Source organism: Rhizobium sp. 25PS6, assembly GCF_032464655.1.
Lineage (GTDB): Bacteria > Pseudomonadota > Alphaproteobacteria > Rhizobiales > Rhizobiaceae > Rhizobium > Rhizobium laguerreae.
In genome coordinates this window covers 18,683-36,074 of record NZ_JAWDIV010000021.1, presented here as the reverse complement: position 1 = coordinate 36,074, position 17,392 = coordinate 18,683, and the positions used below count along the sequence as shown (strand labels likewise).

General features: G+C 61.9%; 20 protein-coding genes. 8 read left to right on the top strand and 12 right to left on the bottom strand.

The features are described 5' to 3' along the window. Positions 1-26 precede the first annotated feature (26 nt). Complete coding sequence (locus RWK44_RS26740) at positions 27-779, bottom strand: nucleotidyltransferase domain-containing protein (protein WP_316029624.1); 753 nt, start codon at positions 777-779, stop codon at positions 27-29. Between the two features lie 284 nt (positions 780-1,063). On the opposite strand from RWK44_RS26740, the gene RWK44_RS26735 reads away from it, so the two are divergent. After that, positions 1,064-1,759 carry a fumarylacetoacetate hydrolase family protein gene (locus RWK44_RS26735; protein ID WP_316029623.1) on the top strand — a complete coding sequence of 232 codons (696 nt, stop codon included), beginning with the start codon at positions 1,064-1,066 and terminating at the stop codon, positions 1,757-1,759. A gap of 10 nt (positions 1,760-1,769) precedes the next feature. Continuing rightward, the gene (locus RWK44_RS26730) at positions 1,770-2,300 is read left to right on the top strand and encodes a gamma carbonic anhydrase family protein (RefSeq protein ID WP_131643000.1); all 531 of its coding nucleotides are present in this window, start codon (positions 1,770-1,772) and stop codon (positions 2,298-2,300) included. Positions 2,301-2,340: 40 nt separating this feature from the next. Here RWK44_RS26730 and RWK44_RS26725 read toward each other — a convergent pair whose 3' ends face one another. Next, positions 2,341-3,048 carry a methyltransferase family protein gene (locus RWK44_RS26725; RefSeq protein WP_183594419.1) on the bottom strand — a complete coding sequence of 236 codons (708 nt, stop codon included), beginning with the start codon at positions 3,046-3,048 and terminating at the stop codon, positions 2,341-2,343. An 89-nt stretch (positions 3,049-3,137) separates the two neighbouring features. Next, complete coding sequence (locus RWK44_RS26720) at positions 3,138-3,539, bottom strand: hypothetical protein (protein WP_032992104.1); 402 nt, start codon at positions 3,537-3,539, stop codon at positions 3,138-3,140. A gap of 440 nt (positions 3,540-3,979) precedes the next feature. Between RWK44_RS26720 and RWK44_RS26715 the strand changes: the two genes are divergently transcribed. Beyond that, positions 3,980-4,336, top strand: a complete 357-nt coding sequence (locus tag RWK44_RS26715) for a hypothetical protein (RefSeq protein WP_077979237.1) — start codon at positions 3,980-3,982, stop codon at positions 4,334-4,336. Positions 4,337-4,365: 29 nt separating this feature from the next. On the opposite strand, the gene RWK44_RS26710 is transcribed toward RWK44_RS26715, so the two are convergent. From RWK44_RS26710 to RWK44_RS26685, 6 genes are all read right to left on the bottom strand, one after another. Further along, positions 4,366-4,764, bottom strand: coding sequence for an ester cyclase (locus tag RWK44_RS26710; RefSeq protein WP_077978688.1), 399 nt, complete (start codon positions 4,762-4,764; stop codon positions 4,366-4,368). Between the two features lie 89 nt (positions 4,765-4,853). After that, positions 4,854-5,429 (bottom strand): transglutaminase-like cysteine peptidase, encoded by a 576-nt coding sequence (locus tag RWK44_RS26705; protein ID WP_132610085.1) that lies wholly within the window; start codon positions 5,427-5,429, stop codon positions 4,854-4,856. 317 nt (positions 5,430-5,746) lie between these two features. Continuing rightward, on the bottom strand, positions 5,747-6,742 hold the full coding sequence (locus RWK44_RS26700) for a hypothetical protein (RefSeq protein ID WP_316029622.1): 996 nt from the start codon (positions 6,740-6,742) through the stop codon (positions 5,747-5,749). Between the two features lie 334 nt (positions 6,743-7,076). After that, positions 7,077-7,475, bottom strand: a complete 399-nt coding sequence (locus tag RWK44_RS26695) for a Fur family transcriptional regulator (protein ID WP_011652680.1) — start codon at positions 7,473-7,475, stop codon at positions 7,077-7,079. After that, a complete protein-coding gene (gene znuB, locus RWK44_RS26690) occupies positions 7,472-8,287 on the bottom strand; it encodes a zinc ABC transporter permease subunit ZnuB (protein ID WP_020050700.1) in 816 nt (271 codons plus the stop codon). Before znuB ends, RWK44_RS26695 begins: the two co-directional genes overlap by 4 nt. Then, positions 8,280-9,191 carry a metal ABC transporter ATP-binding protein gene (locus tag RWK44_RS26685; RefSeq protein ID WP_316029621.1) on the bottom strand — a complete coding sequence of 304 codons (912 nt, stop codon included), beginning with the start codon at positions 9,189-9,191 and terminating at the stop codon, positions 8,280-8,282. Before RWK44_RS26685 ends, znuB begins: the two co-directional genes overlap by 8 nt. 101 nt (positions 9,192-9,292) lie before the next feature. Here RWK44_RS26685 and RWK44_RS26680 point away from each other — a divergent pair, with 101 nt between their 5' ends. From RWK44_RS26680 to RWK44_RS26670, 3 genes are all read left to right on the top strand, one after another. Next, positions 9,293-10,336 (top strand): zinc ABC transporter substrate-binding protein, encoded by a 1,044-nt coding sequence (locus RWK44_RS26680; RefSeq protein ID WP_316029655.1) that lies wholly within the window; start codon positions 9,293-9,295, stop codon positions 10,334-10,336. A gap of 146 nt (positions 10,337-10,482) precedes the next feature. Next, positions 10,483-11,688, top strand: a complete 1,206-nt coding sequence (gene zigA / locus RWK44_RS26675; protein ID WP_316029620.1) for a zinc metallochaperone GTPase ZigA — start codon at positions 10,483-10,485, stop codon at positions 11,686-11,688. Next, positions 11,685-11,864, top strand: a complete 180-nt coding sequence (locus RWK44_RS26670; RefSeq protein ID WP_221942344.1) for a hypothetical protein — start codon at positions 11,685-11,687, stop codon at positions 11,862-11,864. Before zigA ends, RWK44_RS26670 begins: the two co-directional genes overlap by 4 nt. Before the next feature lie 279 nt (positions 11,865-12,143). On the opposite strand, the gene RWK44_RS26665 is transcribed toward RWK44_RS26670, so the two are convergent. Then, entirely contained in the window at positions 12,144-12,470 is a 327-nt protein-coding gene (locus RWK44_RS26665; RefSeq protein ID WP_316029619.1) for an RcnB family protein, read from the bottom strand. Positions 12,471-12,944: 474 nt separating this feature from the next. On the opposite strand from RWK44_RS26665, the gene RWK44_RS26660 reads away from it, so the two are divergent. Then, positions 12,945-13,328 (top strand): VOC family protein, encoded by a 384-nt coding sequence (locus tag RWK44_RS26660; protein ID WP_012758163.1) that lies wholly within the window; start codon positions 12,945-12,947, stop codon positions 13,326-13,328. Between the two features lie 242 nt (positions 13,329-13,570). Continuing rightward, complete coding sequence (locus RWK44_RS26655) at positions 13,571-14,902, top strand: hemolysin family protein (RefSeq protein WP_316029618.1); 1,332 nt, start codon at positions 13,571-13,573, stop codon at positions 14,900-14,902. Between the two features lie 13 nt (positions 14,903-14,915). Here RWK44_RS26655 and chrA read toward each other — a convergent pair whose 3' ends face one another. Together chrA and RWK44_RS26645 are read right to left on the bottom strand one after the other, a co-directional pair. Beyond that, a complete protein-coding gene (gene chrA / locus RWK44_RS26650) occupies positions 14,916-16,337 on the bottom strand; it encodes a chromate efflux transporter (protein WP_316029617.1) in 1,422 nt (473 codons plus the stop codon). Position 16,338: 1 nt separating this feature from the next. Then, positions 16,339-17,154, bottom strand: coding sequence for a chromate resistance protein ChrB domain-containing protein (locus RWK44_RS26645; RefSeq protein WP_222000800.1), 816 nt, complete (start codon positions 17,152-17,154; stop codon positions 16,339-16,341). Positions 17,155-17,392 lie beyond the last annotated feature (238 nt).

The window sequence follows — 17,392 nt, the reverse complement described above, 5'->3', positions numbered from 1 at the left end:
CAGAACGCAGTCAACGCAAATCGATACTATCCCAGGCGGCGCGCTTCCAGCGGCGCGTCCTGTCTGAACCCCTCGAAATAACGGCCGCCATGCAAGGCAAGCTCCCGATCGGCCAAAGCCAGCAACCGGGCGCCGTCGCCCGCTGCCGCCAGTTTGAATGCCGCGTCGAATTCGGCTGCCAATTGCGCATCGAGCTTCTTCATGAGGCGCGGCGCCCATTTTCCGCGGCCGGACCATGCGCCGCGTCCGAGCAGAATCAGATTGGCGAGCTTCTGGTAGAGAAGTGCGGCGATGACGGCGATCTCTTCGGGCGGGCGCGTTCCGCGCAGATCGTCGACCAAATCGCTGACCTGATAGCGCAGCATGTCGTAGTCTGCCCCGGCAAGAGGTTTCGGTCCTGCCGCCAGCATACTTGCCGCCTTGGCCTGGATGACGTGCGCGCTGTCGATATCCGATCCCACTATACAGCCTGTCGCGACCATGTTGGCCATGATGGGATAGCCGCTGTCTACGTCCTGATGGAGGTAATGCGCCAGCGTCTGCGGATCGTGGACAAAGGCTTCGACCGGAAACCCATCCGCGCTGAACGACTCCCGCCAGGCTCTTTGGAGCGACGGGAACACCACGACCAGATCGATATCCGAAAGGACGGTGCCTTCGCCGCGCATGATGGAGCCGGCGACATAGGCGAATGCAGCTCCGGCATAGCGGCTGGCGATGCAGTGGCGGGCGACGGCCAGCGCCCGCTCCGCAAGAACATGTTTCTGGATATCGTCCACGATCTCGTCCTCGAATACGGGGCACAGGCGGGAACAAAAAACCCGCTCGTTTCCGGCGGGTTGGTTTCAGCAGCAATGAACGGAATTCAATTCACGCGTCTACCACCCACCGCGACGCGGTGGTGGTAGACGTCGTCGAAACTGTAAAAATCCTGCTCATGGCTAAGGTTAACGCGCAGCCGCGATAGCGTCAATGCACCGAAGCCGGACGCCAAGGACGGCTTTCCCGGCGCGATGTTTTGCGTCTAAGATGCATCAAGATTCGAAACAGGAAGAGCCCGCCAATGTCCGATCCCGCCACCGTCATCCCGCTTCCGCAACCGGTGTTGTTGCCGGTCGAAAGCAGCGCCGAGCGTTTTCCGGTGCGCCGCGTCTATTGCGTCGGGCGAAACTATGCCGACCATGCGATCGAGATGGGGCATGATCCCAGCCGCGAGCCGCCCTTCTTCTTCCAGAAGAATGCCGACAACCTGCTGCCGGCGGGCAAGGCCTTTCCCTATCCGTCGCTGTCGAACGACGTGCATTACGAGGTGGAATGCGTGCTGGCGCTGAAATCAGGCGGCGCAAACATCGAGGCCGTGGACGCGCTCGACTGCGTCTATGGCTATGCCGTCGGCATCGATTTCACCCGCCGCGACCTCCAGGGCGAGGCAAAGAAGCTTGGTCGTCCCTGGGAGGTCGGCAAGGCCTTCGAACATTCCGCCCCTATCTCCCCAATCGTTCCGGCCAGCCGCCTCGGCCACCCCGCGCAGGCGACGATTTGGCTGGAACAGAACGGCAAGCGCGTGCAGGACGGCGATCTCAACCAGATGATCTGGAAGGTGCCGGAGATCATCGCCGAGCTGTCGAAGCTCTTCACTCTCGCAGCCGGCGATATCATCATGACCGGCACGCCCGCCGGCGTCGGCGCGGTGGCCAGGGGCGATCGCATCACTTGCGGCATCGACGGCGTCGCCACGCTGTCGATCGAGGTCGTCTGAGGAGAGAGCCATGCCCGTCTACGCGCTTGGCGGAGCGACGCCGAAACTGCCCGCTGCCGGCCTCTATTGGATCGCCCCGGATGCCAGCATCATCGGCCAAATCGAACTCGGCGAGAATGTCGGCATCTGGTTCGGCGCCGTGCTGCGCGGCGACAACGAGCCGATCAGCGTCGGCGAAGGCACCAACATCCAGGAAGGCGTGATGGCCCATACGGACATGGGCTTCCCGCTGACGATCGGAAACGGCTGCACCATCGGCCACCACGCCATCCTTCATGGCTGCACCATCGGCAACAACGTGCTGATCGGCATGGGCGCCACCATCCTGAATGGTGCGAAGATCGGCAACAACTGCCTCGTCGGCGCCAATGCTCTGGTGACCGAAGGCAAGCAATTCCCCGACAACTCGCTGATCGTCGGGGCACCGGCGCGGGTCGTGCGCCAGCTCGACGAAGCGGCGGTCGAGGGCATCCGCCGCTCGGCAGAAAACTACGTCGCCAACTGGCAACGCTTCGCCAGGGATCTCAGGCAGATCGGGTGATCGGATAAGTCGGCGGCGGGTGGCGAAGCACCCTCTCCGCTCACCAGACTCCCGGAATCCAGCGCCACCGCACACGCTCCATGTACTCCGCATAACCTTCGAGGCCCTTGCGCAGTTCGGCTTCCTCGCCGAGCGTGCGGCCGAACAGGACGACGACGAGCAGGCCGGCGGGGATCAGCGCGTAGAGCGATCCAAGCGACAGCGCCATGCCGGCGCTGAGCACGATGGCGGTTGCGTACCCGGGATGGCGGATTACGGCGTAGGGTCCGGTGTCGATCACCTTGTGGTCGCGGTTGGTCTGAATGCGCACCGTCGGCTCGAAATGCCGGTTGACCGATTGCGCCCAGGTCAGGCCGAGATAACCTGATGTCATCAGGAGATAGCCGATAAAGACGACCCAATCGGGCTGCGGCGCCCAGTGGAAACGTCCGTCATCGAATGCGCCGACCGGAAGAATGGCAGCAAAGAGAATGATCGTCAGCGTCGCCACCACGGCGTCCCAGGATTTGGTACCCTTCTGGTATCGGCTGCGCGCCGCAAACAACTCCGGATTCGTCCGCCAGATCCAGATGATTGCGACAGCAGTCAGCACAAGGAACAGGCCGAGAAAAATCCAGCCGCGCGGCCAGTCGAGCGTGCCGGCCGGCCAGAACAGCGCTACAAACATCACGGCAATGGTGATGGCGAGCGATCCGAGCGACGGCGCCGCGGCGAATGAGTGACCGGGCCGAGTGTCCCGCTGCGTCATGATCGCTCTCCGTTCCATTACGGCGCCGAGCGTCCTCTTGGACGCGCAGAAGGATGCTGCGCATGGCGGATTTCATAAAAAAAATCGCCTTACTCGGCGGCTTCGAGAAACTGGCTGTTTCGTGAGGATGAGGCAAGAGCCTGAACCCTGGCCTCGGCCTTGGCGATCAGCTGATAGAATTCGTCCTGCGCTTCGACATCCAGCTGAATGACGGCATTGACGTCATCAGGCGTATCGCAAACGCAGGCGACCGCAGAAATCGGACAGATGCCGCCGGGATAACGCCTGCCGGCGCCCGTATAGGCGCGACGTCCCCAACGCTCGGAATAGACCGTCTCTTCCCGCTCGAGCTGCAGGATCGTTCCCTTGCAGGCGGTCACGATAGCCGCCTTGCCGTAGGCGAACCAGTGATAGTTCAGCCTCCGGAGAATATATTTGCCGGTGATATCTTCGCCAGCCAGTTCGGCAGGGTTTTCAATCATTCTAATCATGACGGCTTCCTCAACGTTTAAACAATATCCGTCATGTCTTCGCGCGCAGCAAGTCAAAAAACGCAGCTTTTGGAGACACTTAGTCACAAAGTGTTTCCGATTCTTACATTAACCACGCGCCGAGCACCCCTTGTGCACACAATTCTTCGTCGAATTTCCCGCAACCTGCCACCGATTTCGTCATTGTCCGAAGTGGCAGTCACGTCAATGTCCCCTTGTGTTTTTCGGCGCGGGCTCGATATGTCTCCCTGATCGGCCCGAAGACCGCGCCGTTTTCATCCCGGGAAGCGGGCGGCTGGTTCGCCGGTTCGCCATGAGCATGATGCCGAAAAGTGTAAGCGGTTTTCGGATGACATCATGCTCTACTCTTTAATTTAGAACAGGATTCAGGCTTTAGGTCGACCGGACCTAAAATGATCCCGTTCCAGCAGGAGAGCATCATGGTCGACGCGATCAACCCCATCTCCGCCACCGCCGCGTCCGAACCCACCAAGGTCGGCACCAGCACCTCGATCGGCTCCGAACCAGACAATGCCTGGGTCGCCGCCCGCCAGTCGCAGATCACGGCCGATCAGTTGGCAGCGAAGAAGGCCGCAAAAGGTCTCATCCCGCACGCGGATCTGATCGTCGAAAACGAGGAGCATCCGCAAAAGCGGCACGGGCATGCGGCATCGGACGACGGGGAAGAGGCCGGCGAACAGGCGGAACAGCCGGTCTTGTCAGGTGAAAGCGATCGGATCGGCACCCGGAATTTCGACGACGACACACCCTTCGGCGAGCGCGTCGCCATCATCTGATCGACGCAGACCGGAAACCGTCCGCGCCGTCAATTCGAGCCCGCAAGCCGGGCTTCGATCGCCGACTTATCGATGACCGACCAGACCTCGACGATCTTGCCGCCGCGAAATTCGTAGATGACGTTCTCGGTGAAGGAAAGGCGCCTGCCGTTCACATCGAGGCCGAGGAATTTTGCCTTTGGCCTGCAATCGAAGCCGAGCCGGCAGGCGATGTATGGGGGATCGCAAAGCAGCATCAGCACCTTGAAATAGAGATCGGGAATCTCATCGAAGTCCTGCTCGAGCATGCCGACATAACCCGGCAGCCCGAGCCGCCGGCCGTTATGAACCGCATCGTCGCCGACGAACTGCCCGAGATTGTGCCAGTCCTGCCTGTTCAGGCAGGCGATGTAGCCGCGGTATATCTCCGCGAGTTCGGTTTTCGTCACGCGATCGCCCCCGGCTTGGTTTCTCAGGCAAAGATAGCGCCGGGATCAGCACTTGCCAGCAGCGAACGCGCCGCCTCGAGAGTTTCAGTTCAAGAGAATTCGCCTGCACGGGGACCAGCAAGCGTCACGCGCCAGCCCGTTCGCGATTGGAAATCCTGGGTGGCCAGAAACGTATAGCCTGTGGTGCGCCAGAGCCTCACCGCGCTGGTCAGATTGTCGAGCACATAATCGCCGCCGTCCGTCCGGGCAATGAGAACGACGTGGTTTTGATCCTGCGGTCCAATCACCACGGAAAGCGCCAACCTGTTCGATGGAAAACCAGCTTCGATCAGGTCCTTCATCTTCTGAAGAGCGTAGTCCTCACAGTCGCCACGGCCGGCAACCGGCAGAGACCAAATATCCTTATTTCGGGAAGACGGGCGATCTTCCGCGGGAATGATACGTCCATTTACGGCGCGATTGACCTTTTGAAGAAGCGCTATTCCTGTCTGATCATTCAGCTGTTGCGCCGCCATCCTGCCGCACAGCCACTTGTACTTGGCGCAGGCTGCGGCGAATCCCACGGGTGCGCCGATGCTTCGCGTCACAGGAAGTGATGATCCCGCAACAGCTTGAAATTGCAGAAGAATGAATAAAAAGGCAGCAAGCGAAAAGACGCGCTTCATAGCCGATTCCCTTTAGTTGTTGCGAGACGATAACATAGGCTTAATAAAAATTTAGTAAAATTTTATACTTGCGATTTTAACTCTATTTGATGAATGAGACAGATTAACCATTATCTATTCTTCATGTTAATTGATCGTTAGTGTAAGAGTTCTCCCAGTTAACATTTAGTTAACCTTGGGAGACGATTGAAATGATCAGCAGAGCCGCGAAATTTAGCATCGCCATTGCTTCCCTTCTGGCAAGCAGCAGCTTGGCAACGGCAGCCCCGGCAGTCGTTAATTGCAAGGCCGCAGTTCGCGGCACACTCGAATACAGACTATGCATGCCGACCAAAGCAATTCGTGCCGATAACAAGTTTAGTCCGAACGATAAGGATCGCGGCAGCCGAGACATTGGCGGCGGCCAGAAGACGTCCAGCACCGGCTCCGTCGCCAGCAACGGGAATAGCGGCGGCGGCAACGGTGGCGGCAATGGTGGCGACAACGGCGGCGGCAACGGTGGCGACAACGGCGGCGACAACGGCGGCGGCAACGGCGGCGGCAACGGTGGCGACAACGGCGGCGGCAATGGCGGCGGCAACGGCGGCGGCAACGGTGGCGGCAATGGCGGCGGCAACGGTGGCGGCCATGGTGGCGGCAACGGCGGCGGCCATGGTGGCGGCAACGGTGGCGGCAATGGTGGCGGCAATGGCGGCGGCCATGGTGGCGGCAACGGCGGCGGCCATGGTGGCGGCAACGGCGGCGGCCATGGTGGCGGCAATGGCGGCGGCAACGGTGGCGGCCATGGTGGCGGCAACGGCGGCGGCAACGGCGGCGGCAATGGCGGCGGCCATGGTGGCGGCAATGGCGGCGGCAACGGTGGCGGCCATGGTGGCGGCAACGGCGGCGGCAACGGCGGCGGCAATGGCGGCGGCAACGGTGGCGGCAATGGCGGCGGCCATGGTGGCGGCAACGGCGGCGGCAATGGTGGCGGCAACGGCGGCGGCAACGGCGGCGGCCATGGTGGCGGCAACGGCGGCGGCAACGGCGGCGGCAACGGCGGCGACCATGGTGGCGGCAACGGTGGCGGCAACGGCGGCGGCAATGGTGGCGGCAACGGCGGCGGCAATGGTGGCGACAATGGCGGCGGCAACGGTGGCGGCCATGGCGGCGACAATGGCGGCGGCAACGGTGGCGGCCATGGCGGCGACAATGGCGGCGGCAACGGTGGCGGCCATGGCGGCGACAATGGCGGCGGCGGCGACAACGGTGGCAATAACGGTTCGGGCAAGGGCGGGTCGGAATCTAAACCGAACTAACTTGATCGGCGACATGAAAATGGACGTGAGGCCGGGTAACCGGCCTCACCTTTTTGATCGCCGCTTTGTGTATCAATGGGCGTCTAATACAGTCCGGGACCCCTGCGGGCTCAGCCATCGCGGTCGCCCATGTGGGCTATAGCATCGCTTCCAGCGAGCACCTTGGCAGCTCATGTCCCAACAGATATGGCCGTCGACGCCGAGCGGCATCCGTGAAAACGGAATACGATACCGTAAGAATGCAAAGAAGCCGGCGAAAAGGGGGAACGACCAAATCCGCGCCCGCGACTTTGATGACGACGACCCCTTTAGTGAGCGCGAGGCGATCGTCTAGCGAATGCGAAGAAGCTTACGCCGCGCAGGCCTCGCACAATCCGCGGATCTCGATCGTCGTCTTTTCAGGCTTGAACTTCTGCCCGCGCACCCATTCCATCAGTCGGTGGTCGACCTCGTGGTCGTGGAACTCCGTCACCTGGCCGCAGCTTTCGCAAATGGCGAAGGCGACGATGCCGTGACTGTGGCAGTCGTCGCCCGGATGGGCGCAGGCGACGAAGGAGTTGATGCTTTCGAGCCGGTGCACCACGCCATATTCGAGCAGCTTCTCCAGCGCCCGGTAGACCTGCAGGGGCGCGCGAAAACCGTGGTCGCGCAGCTTGTCGAGAATGGTATAGGCGCTGAGCGGCCCTTCGGCCTTTTCAAGCACATCGAAGACCAGCGACTGGTTCTTGGTCAATTGCGGTGTCGTCATGAGCCTTGTCCTTGCATGACCGCGCGGTGTCGCCTGACGGGAAGCAGGCTGAGCATGAAGAGGATCAGCGCCGCGACCACGATCGAGGGGCCGGAGGGCGTATCGTAGGTGAGCGAGCCGAACAGACCGCCAACGACGGCCGCCGCCCCGATCAGCGAGGCGAGCACTGCCATGATCTCCGGCGTCGGTGAGAAGCGCCGCGCCGCAGCCGCCGGTATGATCAGCAGCGAGGTGATCAGCATGATGCCGACGATCTTCATGGCAATGGCAATGACGACGGCCATCAGCAGCATGAAGAACAGCCGCGCCCGCTCCGGCTTCAGCCCCTCGGCCTCGGCGAGCTCGGCATTGACGGTCGCAGCCAAGAGCGGCCGCCAGAGCCAGGCCATTGCCACGAGCACGAACAGCCCGCCGCCCCAGATCAGTGCGATGTCGGTGGTGGAAACGGCAAGAATATCGCCGAACAGAAAGGCGATGAGATCGATCCGCACCCAGCTCATGAAGGCGACCATGACGAGGCCGATCGCCAGTGTCGCATGCGAGAGGATGCCGAGCAGCGCATCGGCCGACAGCGCCTGGCGCTTCTGCAGGAAGAGCAGCAGCACCGACACGAGGGCGGCGACGGCGAAGACAGCCAGTGTCAGGTTGAGTTCGAAGAGCAACGACAGCGCCACACCGAGCAGCGCCGAATGGGCGATCGTATCGCCAAAATAGGCCATGCGCCGCCAGATGATGAAGCAGCCGAGCGGCCCCGTCGTCAGCGCCAGACCGACGCCGGCAAGGATGGCGCGCACGAAGAAATCGTCAAACATGGCGCTCTCCCGCTTCATGCGCGTGCGGATGGGCATGGTCGGGATGATCGTGACTATGTTCATGACCGGCATGCCCATGCTCGTGCGCGTGATGGCCGTCGTCGGCGTGGCAATGATCGGTTACCGTGCCGTCGGCATGTTGCACCCGGCCGTCCGGCAAGTGCGTATGATCGTGGTGATGGCTGTAGACGGCCAGCGTCTGCGCCGCCCGGCTGCCGAACAGGCGCACATATTCCGGGCTGCGGCTGACGGATTCAGGCGTGCCGCGGCAGCAGACATGTCCGTTGAGGCAGATGACCGTATCGGTTTCGGCCATGACGACATGCAGGTCGTGCGAGATCAGCAGTATGCCGCAGCCCGTCGCATTGCGGATCGACTTGATCAGGTCGTAGAGGGCGATCTCGCCGGAAAAATCGACCCCCTGCACCGGCTCGTCGAGGACCAGCAGATCGGGCTTGCGGGCAATCGCCCGGGCCATCAGCGCCCGCTGGAATTCGCCGCCGGAGAGGTGCTGGACCTCGGCATCGAGCATATGCGCCATGCCGGCGGATTCGAGCGCCGAGAGCATATCGCGTTCTGGCAGCGGTCCTGTCAGCGTCATCAGCCGGCGCACCGAAAGCGGCAGCGTCCAGTCGATCGACAGTTTCTGCGGGACATAGCCGACCTTGAGGCCTGGCTTGCGCTCCACCCTGCCCTCATCAGGCCTCAACACACCGATTGCCGCCTTGGCGCTGGTCGATTTGCCCGAGCCGTTCGGCCCGATGAGCGTGACGATCTCGCCGCGCGCGACGGAAAAGTCGACGCCGCGCACCAGCCAGCGGCCGTTGCGCAGAATGCCGACATCTTCAAGCGAAACCAGCGGTTCGGCCCTGATACCAGCGGGGGTCTTTGCGGGAGAGAGCATCAAATTTTCCGAAAGTGCTGTTGCGTCCTGCTATTGCACACGTTATAGCATAACGCAATTGATGTAATAACATAACAATCGCAATTCAAGCGGAGCATATGATGAAACGTGCGAAGGGGCTTGTCCTTAAAATGCCGGCCTCCGTAATCCCGATGGCGGCGATCCCGGCGCTGGCGATCCCGGCACTGCTCTTTGCCGGAGCCATGCAGGCAGCCGATGCACCCGTCGTCGTCACCTCGATCAAGCCGATCCATTCGCTGGTTTCAGCGATCATGCAGGGTGTCAGCGAACCCGAATTGATCGTCGATGGCGCCGCCTCTCCGCATACCTACAATCTAAAGCCATCGAATGCCCGCGCCCTGCAGGACGCCAAGGTAATCTTCTGGGTCGGCCCCGGCCTCGAGGCCTTCCTCGAAAAGCCGCTGCAGGCGTTGGGCCGGGATGCCAACATCGCCGCCCTCGACGACGCGCCTGGTCTCGTCAAGCTGCCCTTCCGCGAAGGCGGCGCCTTCGAGCCGCATGATGACGCCCCGGAGCACGAAAGTGCTTCCGCTCACCATGAGGCCGAAGCCGCGCATGGCGCCGAAGCTGACCATGACCATGGGCGCGACGACCACGACCACGGCGCATTCGACACCCATCTCTGGCTCGACCCGATGAATGCCAAGGCCATGGCGGCCATGATCACCACGACACTGGTCGCCGCCGATCCTGCCAATGCTCTGACCTATCAGGGCAACGCCAAGGCGCTGGACGACAAGCTGGATGCGCTCGATACCGAGATCAAGGGCATGGTCGCTCCCGTCAAGGACAAGCCCTTCATCGTTTTCCACGACGCCTACCAGTATTTCGAGCACCGCTACGGCATCCGCGTCTCCGGCTCGATCACCGTCAGCCCGGAAACCATTCCCGGCGCCGAGCGCGTCTCGGAAATCCACCGCAAGGTCGGCGAACTCGGCGCCACCTGCGTCTTTGCCGAACCGCAGTTCGAGCCGCGCCTCATCGGTGTCGTCATCGAGGGCACGAGCGCCAAGTCAGGCGTGCTCGATCCGGAGGCTGCCACGCTGAAGGCCGGTCCCGATCTCTACTTCAACCTCATGCGCGGCATCGCCAACAACATGAAGGACTGCCTCTCCAGCGCATGACTCACATGCGCTGCTCCGCGCGTCCTGCCGGACACGCGACGCTCAAGGGAGAGCTGAGGCGGAAAAAGGCGGACAACCCGGTTCCGCCTTTTTTCGGATCGTCAAATGTAATGATATAACATTAATAAGACTCTGATGAGGTTCCCATGGACATTAGACTTCCCGTCACGGTGCTTTCAGGCTTCCTCGGCGCCGGCAAGACGACGCTGCTCAACCACGTGCTGAGCAATCGCGAAGGCTTACGCGTCGCGGTTATCGTCAACGACATGAGCGAGGTGAATATCGATGCCGCCCTGGTGCGCGACGGCGGCGCCAATCTCTCCCGCACCGAGGAACAGCTCGCCGAGATGACCAATGGCTGCATCTGCTGCACGCTGCGCGACGATCTGCTGAAGGAGGTGCGCCAGCTCGCCGATCAGGGCCGCTTCGACTACCTCTTGATCGAATCGACCGGCATCGCTGAGCCCCTGCCCGTTGCCACCACCTTCGAATTTCGCGACGAGAATGGCCAAAGCCTTTCCGACGTCGCAAGGCTCGACACCATGGTAACCGTCGTCGACGCCGCCAATCTTCTTGCCGATTATGCCTCGGCCGATTTCCTCGCCGACCGCGGAGAAACGGCCGGCGACGGCGACAACAGAACCATCGTCGACCTGCTGGTCGAACAGATCGAATTCGCCGACGTCGTGGTGCTGAACAAGATCGGCACGGCAACCAAGGAAGAGCGCGACGCCGCGCGCAAGATCATCACCGGCCTCAACCCGGATGCGAAGCTGATCGAGGCGGATTTCGGCAAGATCGTCCTGAAAGACGTGCTCGGCACCGGCCGCTTCGATATCGACAAGGCCGAAACCCATCCGCTCTGGTACAAGGAACTGCACGGTTTCCGCGATCACGTGCCGGAGACCGAGGAATATGGCATTCGCTCCTTCGTCTATCGCGAGAAGCGGCCCTTCCATCCGGCAAAGCTGCAGGCCTTCCTCGATCGGACATGGCCAGGCGTGGTGCGCACGAAGGGCTTCTTCTGGCTGGCGACGCGCCCGCACCATGTCGGCGAAATCAGCCAGGCGGGCGCGATCGTGCGCACCGGCAAGATGGGCCTCTGGTGGGCGGCCGTACCCCGCGAACAATGGCCTGAGGAGCCGGCCTTCATGCCCGCCATCGGCCCCTATCTCGACCCCGTCTGGGGCGACCGCCGCCAGGAAATCGTCTTCATCGGCGCCGATCCGATGGACGAAGCCTGGATCAGGAAGGAACTCGACTCCTGTCTGGTCGACAGCACGGTGTTTGCGCCGGAGCGCTGGCGCAACCTGCCCGACCCCTTCGCCAGCTGGAACAGGCAGGCGGCATGACGGCCAAGGCAATCAAACGCACTCTCTGCGTCTGTACCGAATGCGAACCGCTGCCGCCGATCGAAGGGCTTCATCCGTTTACGCATGAGGAGGATACCGACGCTGAAGTCGGAAGACCAAGAGGTTTTCTCGGCATCATTGCTGAACGGGTGGTAGCATTGCGTCGGCAGGACTAAGTGATCATAATCGACACCGCGAGTCTGGCGGGAACGTCCCCTCACCCTCCCTCATTCCTGTGCTCGTCACAGGAATCCAGTGCGCCCAAGCCCTTGGGCGCGAGAGACCACTTCGTTCAGAGGAAACATTCACGGCGCAGACGCGCCGTGGCTGGATTCCTGTGACGAGCACAGGAATGAGGGAGGACAGAGAGCGACGATCTTATCCGAGACGGAGGCGCTTGCCGCCCCAGAGTCAAAAAGGCGGCCGAAGCCGCCCTCTTCTCATCCATCCGCCGATCAGCGACCGGCAATAATGCTGGAGATGACGCCGCTGGTGACGCCGATCAGCAGGTAATCGTTATCGGCCCGCACCCAGCGATACCCGCGCGGCGGAGGCGCGAGACGGTAGCGGCGGTAGTCGTTGACATCGGAGAACCGGCGACGCTCGCTGGCATTGACGCGGTATCCCTTTTTCCAATGCGACCGGACGACCGTCTTCTTGACGACCACCTTCTTCTGCACGACGACAGGCGGACGGCGATAATCGTCGGCGCTGGCCTGGGAAACAACCATCGGGGCAAGAAGGAAGGAAGCGGAAAGAAGAGCTGCAAGAATCTTTTTCATGTGGGGTTCCTCATGTTGGGCACGAGACCAAACTAGGGCCGAAAAGATGAACCGAAACTGAAATAAAAATTAAACTTTTGTAATGAAATCCAATAGCTAGGGGAAGACGCTTATATTTTAGATTAAACTTATGCACTGTGACGAATATTTCGTCGCCATAGACGAGGCATCGGCGCCGCCGGTCAGTTTCGTCCTTTTGGCAGCACCTCAAAGCATGACCGAAGAAAAGATATTTGCCGAGCATCTGAGGATGAGGTTGGGCGACGCCCCCGGTGCTCATCGCCTGGAAGGCGCCGTCGTGGAGGGATGTCCTGCTGCTGACGGCGGCAGGTGCTCAGCGATTTGGCATAACGAGATGCATAAAAAAACTTGAAACGGGCGCATAATCGAGTTTCGAAGCGACGTATCTTGGGCACAGGAGTTCTGCATATCTGGTGAGGGGACGATCAGACCAAGACAACAATGGAGGAAAACATGCCCGGTATCAGCATGCGCTATATCGTCGACGACGTCGACGCCGCGGTGGAATTCTACACGAGACATCTCGGCTTCTCCGTCGCGCTTCGTCCCGCACCGAGTTTCGCCATCCTGACCAGGGACGGGTTTCGTCTGTTCGTCAGCGGCATGACGGGACCGGGCGGAGCATCTCAAGCAATGCCCGACGGGCGAAAACCGGAGCCTGGCGGATGGAATCGTATCCAGATCGAGGTCGGAGATCTGGAGGCGAAAGTCACCGCACTGCGCCAAGCCGGTGCGCGCTTCCGCAACGAGATCGTGCAGGGCATCGGCGGCAAGCAGATCCTGCTCGATGATCCGGCTGGAAACCCGATCGAACTCTTCGAAGCGCCCAAGAGGTGAACGAGGCGACGTCGGTCATGCGGTTCACCACGCGTTTTACGCTTCGCATCGATGAACCGCACGTATGATCCCGGTCATGCGGTTTGCCACGCATTTTGCGGCCAGCATAGCAAACCGACGCAGTATTTCCGATTACGCAGCCCGGCTTCGGCATCTCTCGCCCCAGGACTAGCCGGAACGCCTTGCCACCGGTGTGCGAGCGTGTAGTTTCGGATTCCCATCAATTCGAAGGCAGGGAAAACATGTCCGATTCCGCCGGCGGGCTCTCCGACTATGTTGGGATACTAGCCGTGTTTCTTCTTGTCGCCGCCAATGGCTTCTTCGTTGCCGCCGAATTCGCCCTGGTGTCGGTCAGGCGTAGCCGCGTCGCCGAACTCGCTGCGGCAGGCCGCATGAACGCCTCGGCACTTCAGCGCGCCGTCGACAATCTCGACTCCAACCTTGCAGCCACCCAGCTCGGCATCACCATCTCGTCGCTCGCCCTCGGCTGGGTTGGAGAACCGGCGCTTGCCCACCTGATCGAGCCGCTGCTGTCCTGGCTGCCCGGGCAATGGGCGACGGCGGGCGCGCATACTGTTGCCGTCGTCATCGCCTTCGTCATTATCACAGCACTTCATATCGTGCTCGGCGAGCTCGCGCCGAAGAGCCTGGCACTTCAGCGCAGCGAGGCCACTTCGCTTGCCGTGGTGCGCCCGCTCGGTCTGTTCCTGGTGCTGTTCAAGCCGGCGATCTTTGTCCTGAACGGCATGGGCAACATGGTGCTGCGAGGCGTCGGTCTTCGCGCCGGAACCGGGGAATCGTCGTTCCATTCGCCGCAGGAGCTCAAGCTGCTCGTTGCCGAGAGCCAGGAGGCCGGCCTTCTCAACCACGTGCAGCAGCAGCTCGTCGAGCGGGTTTTCAACATCGGCGACAGGCCGATCTCCGACATCATGACGCCGCGTCTCGATATCGAATGGTTCGACGCCGACGACAGCGAGGCCGAAATCCTGAAGACCATCCGCGAATGCAGCCACGAACAATTGCTGGTCGCCCGCGGCTCAATCGACGAGCCAATCGGCATGGTGTTGAAGAAGGACCTTCTCGATCAGGTTCTCGACGGCGGCAAGGTCCGGCCGATGGAGGTGATCAAGCAGCCGCTGGTGCTGCATGAGGGCACCTCGGTCGTCCGCGTGCTCGACAGTTTCAAGGCCTCACCCGTTCGCCTCGCGATCGTCATCGACGAATATGGCAGTCTCGAAGGCATCGTCACCCAGACAGACCTGCTCGAAGCCATCGCCGGCGATCTGCCGGGGTCCAACGAAGAGCCCGATATCGTCGTCAGGGAAGACGGGTCGCTGTTGATCGATGCGATGATGCCGGCCTTCGACGCCTTCGAACGGCTCGGCCTGCGCGATCGTCCGGATGCCGATTTCCATACGCTGGCGGGCTTCGCGCTGCATCAACTTCAGCACATCCCCGAAGCCGGCGAAACCTTTGTCTTCGACAACTGGCGCTTCGAGGTGCTCGACATGGACGGCATGCGCATCGACAAGATGCTCGCGACGCGCATTTCCATGGATGGGGCGGAGGCCTAAAGCCGGAAATGCTCTAGTTCACCGCCAGCGTCCAGAGCATTCCCGCGGCTGCGCAGGCTAGCAGCGTCGCGATGACGGAAGCCTTGAAGCGGAAGATCGCTATCGCCGCGGCGGCAGACAGCGCCATTGCCGCCGGCACGGCCGATTGCAGCACGGGAATATCGAGCCGCAAGCCGCCAAGCTGGACGGTCGCAACCTCGGCAAACAGCGTGTGCAGGGCAAACCAGATCGCGAGGTTGAGGATGACCCCAACCACCGCCGCTGTTATGGCCGACATCGCGCCGGCGAGCGCGATGTTGCCGCGCAGTTTTTCGATGAACGGCGCACCGAGGAAGATCCAGAGAAAACAGGGCACGAAGGTGACCCACGTCGTCAGCATCGCCGCCAGCGTGGCGGCTAACATGGGATCCAGCGATCCGGGATCGCGGTAGGCGCCCATGAAGCCGACGAACTGCACGACCATGATCAGCGGTCCCGGCGTCGTCTCGGCCATGCCGAGACCATCGAGCATCTCGCCGGGTTTCAGCCAGCCGAAATGCTGCACGGCCTCCTGTGCGACATAGGCAAGCACGGCATAGGCCCCGCCGAAGGTGACGACGGCCATCTTGCTGAAGAACAGACCGATTTCGGCAAAGACGCTGTCCGGCCCGACGAATGCATAGAGCCCGGCGACCGGGACGAGCCAGAGGGCAAGCAACACGCTCGACATGCGCAACGACCAAGCGAGGTTTGGACGAGCATGCGCCGGTATGTCCTCGCCCAGCACTGAATCGGCATCCGACAACACCGCCCCGCTGCCCGCCTTGTGTCCGCCACCAGTCCTGAAGGCGGCGATCCCGGCCCGGCCGCCGAAAAAACCGATAATGCCGGCGGCAAGTACGATCAGCGGGAACGGGACATGGAGAAAGAAGATGGCGATGAAGGCCGCGGCCGCGATACTGACCATGACGCGATTCTTGAGCGCGCGGCTGCCGATGCGAATGACGGCCTGCACGACGACAGCGAGCACCGCCGCCTTCAGCCCGAAGAATAGGCCGGCGACGATGGCGACGTTGCCGTAAGCCGCGTAGATATAGCTGAGACAGAGGATCGACAGGAACCCAGGCAGTACGAACAGCAGGCCGGCGACGAGACCGCCCACTGTCCGATGCATCAGCCAGCCGATATAGATGGCGAGCTGCTGCGCCTCGGGTCCGGGAAGCAGCATGCAATAGTTCAGCGCATGCAGAAAACGGTGCTCACCGATCCATCGCTTCTCGTCGACGATGATCCGGTGCATGACGGCGATCTGGCCGGCAGGGCCGCCGAAGCTCAGGGCGGCGACGCGCAGCCACACCCTGAAGGCATCACCAAACGAGACGCCGTGATGATGCCCCTCTCCCGCGTCTTCCTCTGCCATTTTGCCACTGGGCGCATTATCCGTCATCTCGACCATCTCATGCTCTCTTCTTCGGCGCCGGCCAATTGTGGGTTTCCTCGGTCGCATCGCGGCACCAGCGGAAGAAGGCGTCGTAGAGAAGCATCCCGGCCTCGAGCTGTTCCAGATCGTCGGAATACATCCTGGAGAGGCCGAGCGAGGCAGCCAGCAGGCCCGCCGCCTCGGGCGCCAGATCGAGCCTTGCGGTATCCGCTGCCCTGACGATCCGCGCCAGGCGCAGGAGCGGCTCCGATGCCAGCCCGAACTCCTCGACCATGACATCAAAGGTGCAGAGTTCGCCGCGATGGCTCCAGAACACGTCTTCGATATCGAAGGGCGTCGCCGCGAAGCGCTCGCTGACGGCTAAAACGTCAGGCGCCGGCACGAACAGGAACACGGCGTTCGGATCGACGAAGCGCCGGATCAACCAAGGACAAGCGATACGATCGATCTTCGGCCGTGCGCGCGTCACCCAGACGGTGCGCTCTTCAGCGTCGCGTTGCGGCAGCTTTGCATCGGGCACGGCCGGTCCGCCCGCGATCCACGCCTCGAAGCCACCTTCGAGGCTTTCCGCGTCGAGCCCGGCATGGCGGAGATAGGCGGCAACACCATGACTGAGCTTGCCGCCTCTCTGGCATACCACGACCACGGCTTCGGCATCGACACTGCCAACCCAAGACGCGACGCCGGCATGGGCGCGCCGGATCGAGCCCGGCACCAGGCGCGGATCGAGCGCGAAGTCCTCCTCCGTGCGCACGTCGATAATCATGGGAGCCCCAGGTGTCCCGATGAGACGGCTGAGCTTTTCAGGTGAGATTTCTAGAAATGACGGCATGACGCGTCCCTCCGTTGATCGGTTTTACTGGACGCGATTCTTCAGCATGACGCCTCGTGGGGTGATCGCGACCCCATGCAGAAATCATTCGCAAACAGACCCCGTGGTGTCAAGCGCATTGCGCCCAGGCGGCTGCCGTCCGCACCGGCGGGCTGCCATCCACCAACGCACCCGATCAGCCGGCAGCTCTACTGCCGGGTCCCTGCTGGTCGTCCCCAAGCAGATGAGCAAGGGGTGT

What these genes read in the sequence shown, in the direction of transcription:
- RWK44_RS26715 (WP_077979237.1), top strand. Translation starts at nt 3,980, where the DNA reads ATGGTCGACGCGATCAACCCCATCTCCGCCACCGCCGCGTCCGAACCC.
- RWK44_RS26660 (WP_012758163.1), top strand. Translation starts at nt 12,945, where the DNA reads ATGCCCGGTATCAGCATGCGCTATATCGTCGACGACGTCGACGCCGCG.
- RWK44_RS26700 (WP_316029622.1), bottom strand. Translation starts at nt 6,742, where the DNA reads ATGTCGCCGATCAAGTTAGTTCGGTTTAGATTCCGACCCGCCCTTGCC.
- RWK44_RS26705 (WP_132610085.1), bottom strand. Translation starts at nt 5,429, where the DNA reads ATGAAGCGCGTCTTTTCGCTTGCTGCCTTTTTATTCATTCTTCTGCAA.
- RWK44_RS26655 (WP_316029618.1), top strand. Translation starts at nt 13,571, where the DNA reads ATGTCCGATTCCGCCGGCGGGCTCTCCGACTATGTTGGGATACTAGCC.
- RWK44_RS26645 (WP_222000800.1), bottom strand. Translation starts at nt 17,154, where the DNA reads ATGCCGTCATTTCTAGAAATCTCACCTGAAAAGCTCAGCCGTCTCATC.
- znuB (WP_020050700.1), bottom strand. Translation starts at nt 8,287, where the DNA reads ATGTTTGACGATTTCTTCGTGCGCGCCATCCTTGCCGGCGTCGGTCTG.
- RWK44_RS26735 (WP_316029623.1), top strand. Translation starts at nt 1,064, where the DNA reads ATGTCCGATCCCGCCACCGTCATCCCGCTTCCGCAACCGGTGTTGTTG.
- RWK44_RS26730 (WP_131643000.1), top strand. Translation starts at nt 1,770, where the DNA reads ATGCCCGTCTACGCGCTTGGCGGAGCGACGCCGAAACTGCCCGCTGCC.
- chrA (WP_316029617.1), bottom strand. Translation starts at nt 16,337, where the DNA reads ATGGTCGAGATGACGGATAATGCGCCCAGTGGCAAAATGGCAGAGGAA.
- RWK44_RS26725 (WP_183594419.1), bottom strand. Translation starts at nt 3,048, where the DNA reads ATGACGCAGCGGGACACTCGGCCCGGTCACTCATTCGCCGCGGCGCCG.
- RWK44_RS26670 (WP_221942344.1), top strand. Translation starts at nt 11,685, where the DNA reads ATGACGGCCAAGGCAATCAAACGCACTCTCTGCGTCTGTACCGAATGC.
- RWK44_RS26720 (WP_032992104.1), bottom strand. Translation starts at nt 3,539, where the DNA reads ATGATTAGAATGATTGAAAACCCTGCCGAACTGGCTGGCGAAGATATC.
- RWK44_RS26695 (WP_011652680.1), bottom strand. Translation starts at nt 7,475, where the DNA reads ATGACGACACCGCAATTGACCAAGAACCAGTCGCTGGTCTTCGATGTG.
- RWK44_RS26685 (WP_316029621.1), bottom strand. Translation starts at nt 9,191, where the DNA reads ATGCTCTCTCCCGCAAAGACCCCCGCTGGTATCAGGGCCGAACCGCTG.
- RWK44_RS26665 (WP_316029619.1), bottom strand. Translation starts at nt 12,470, where the DNA reads ATGAAAAAGATTCTTGCAGCTCTTCTTTCCGCTTCCTTCCTTCTTGCC.
- RWK44_RS26680 (WP_316029655.1), top strand. Translation starts at nt 9,293, where the DNA reads ATGAAACGTGCGAAGGGGCTTGTCCTTAAAATGCCGGCCTCCGTAATC.
- zigA (WP_316029620.1), top strand. Translation starts at nt 10,483, where the DNA reads ATGGACATTAGACTTCCCGTCACGGTGCTTTCAGGCTTCCTCGGCGCC.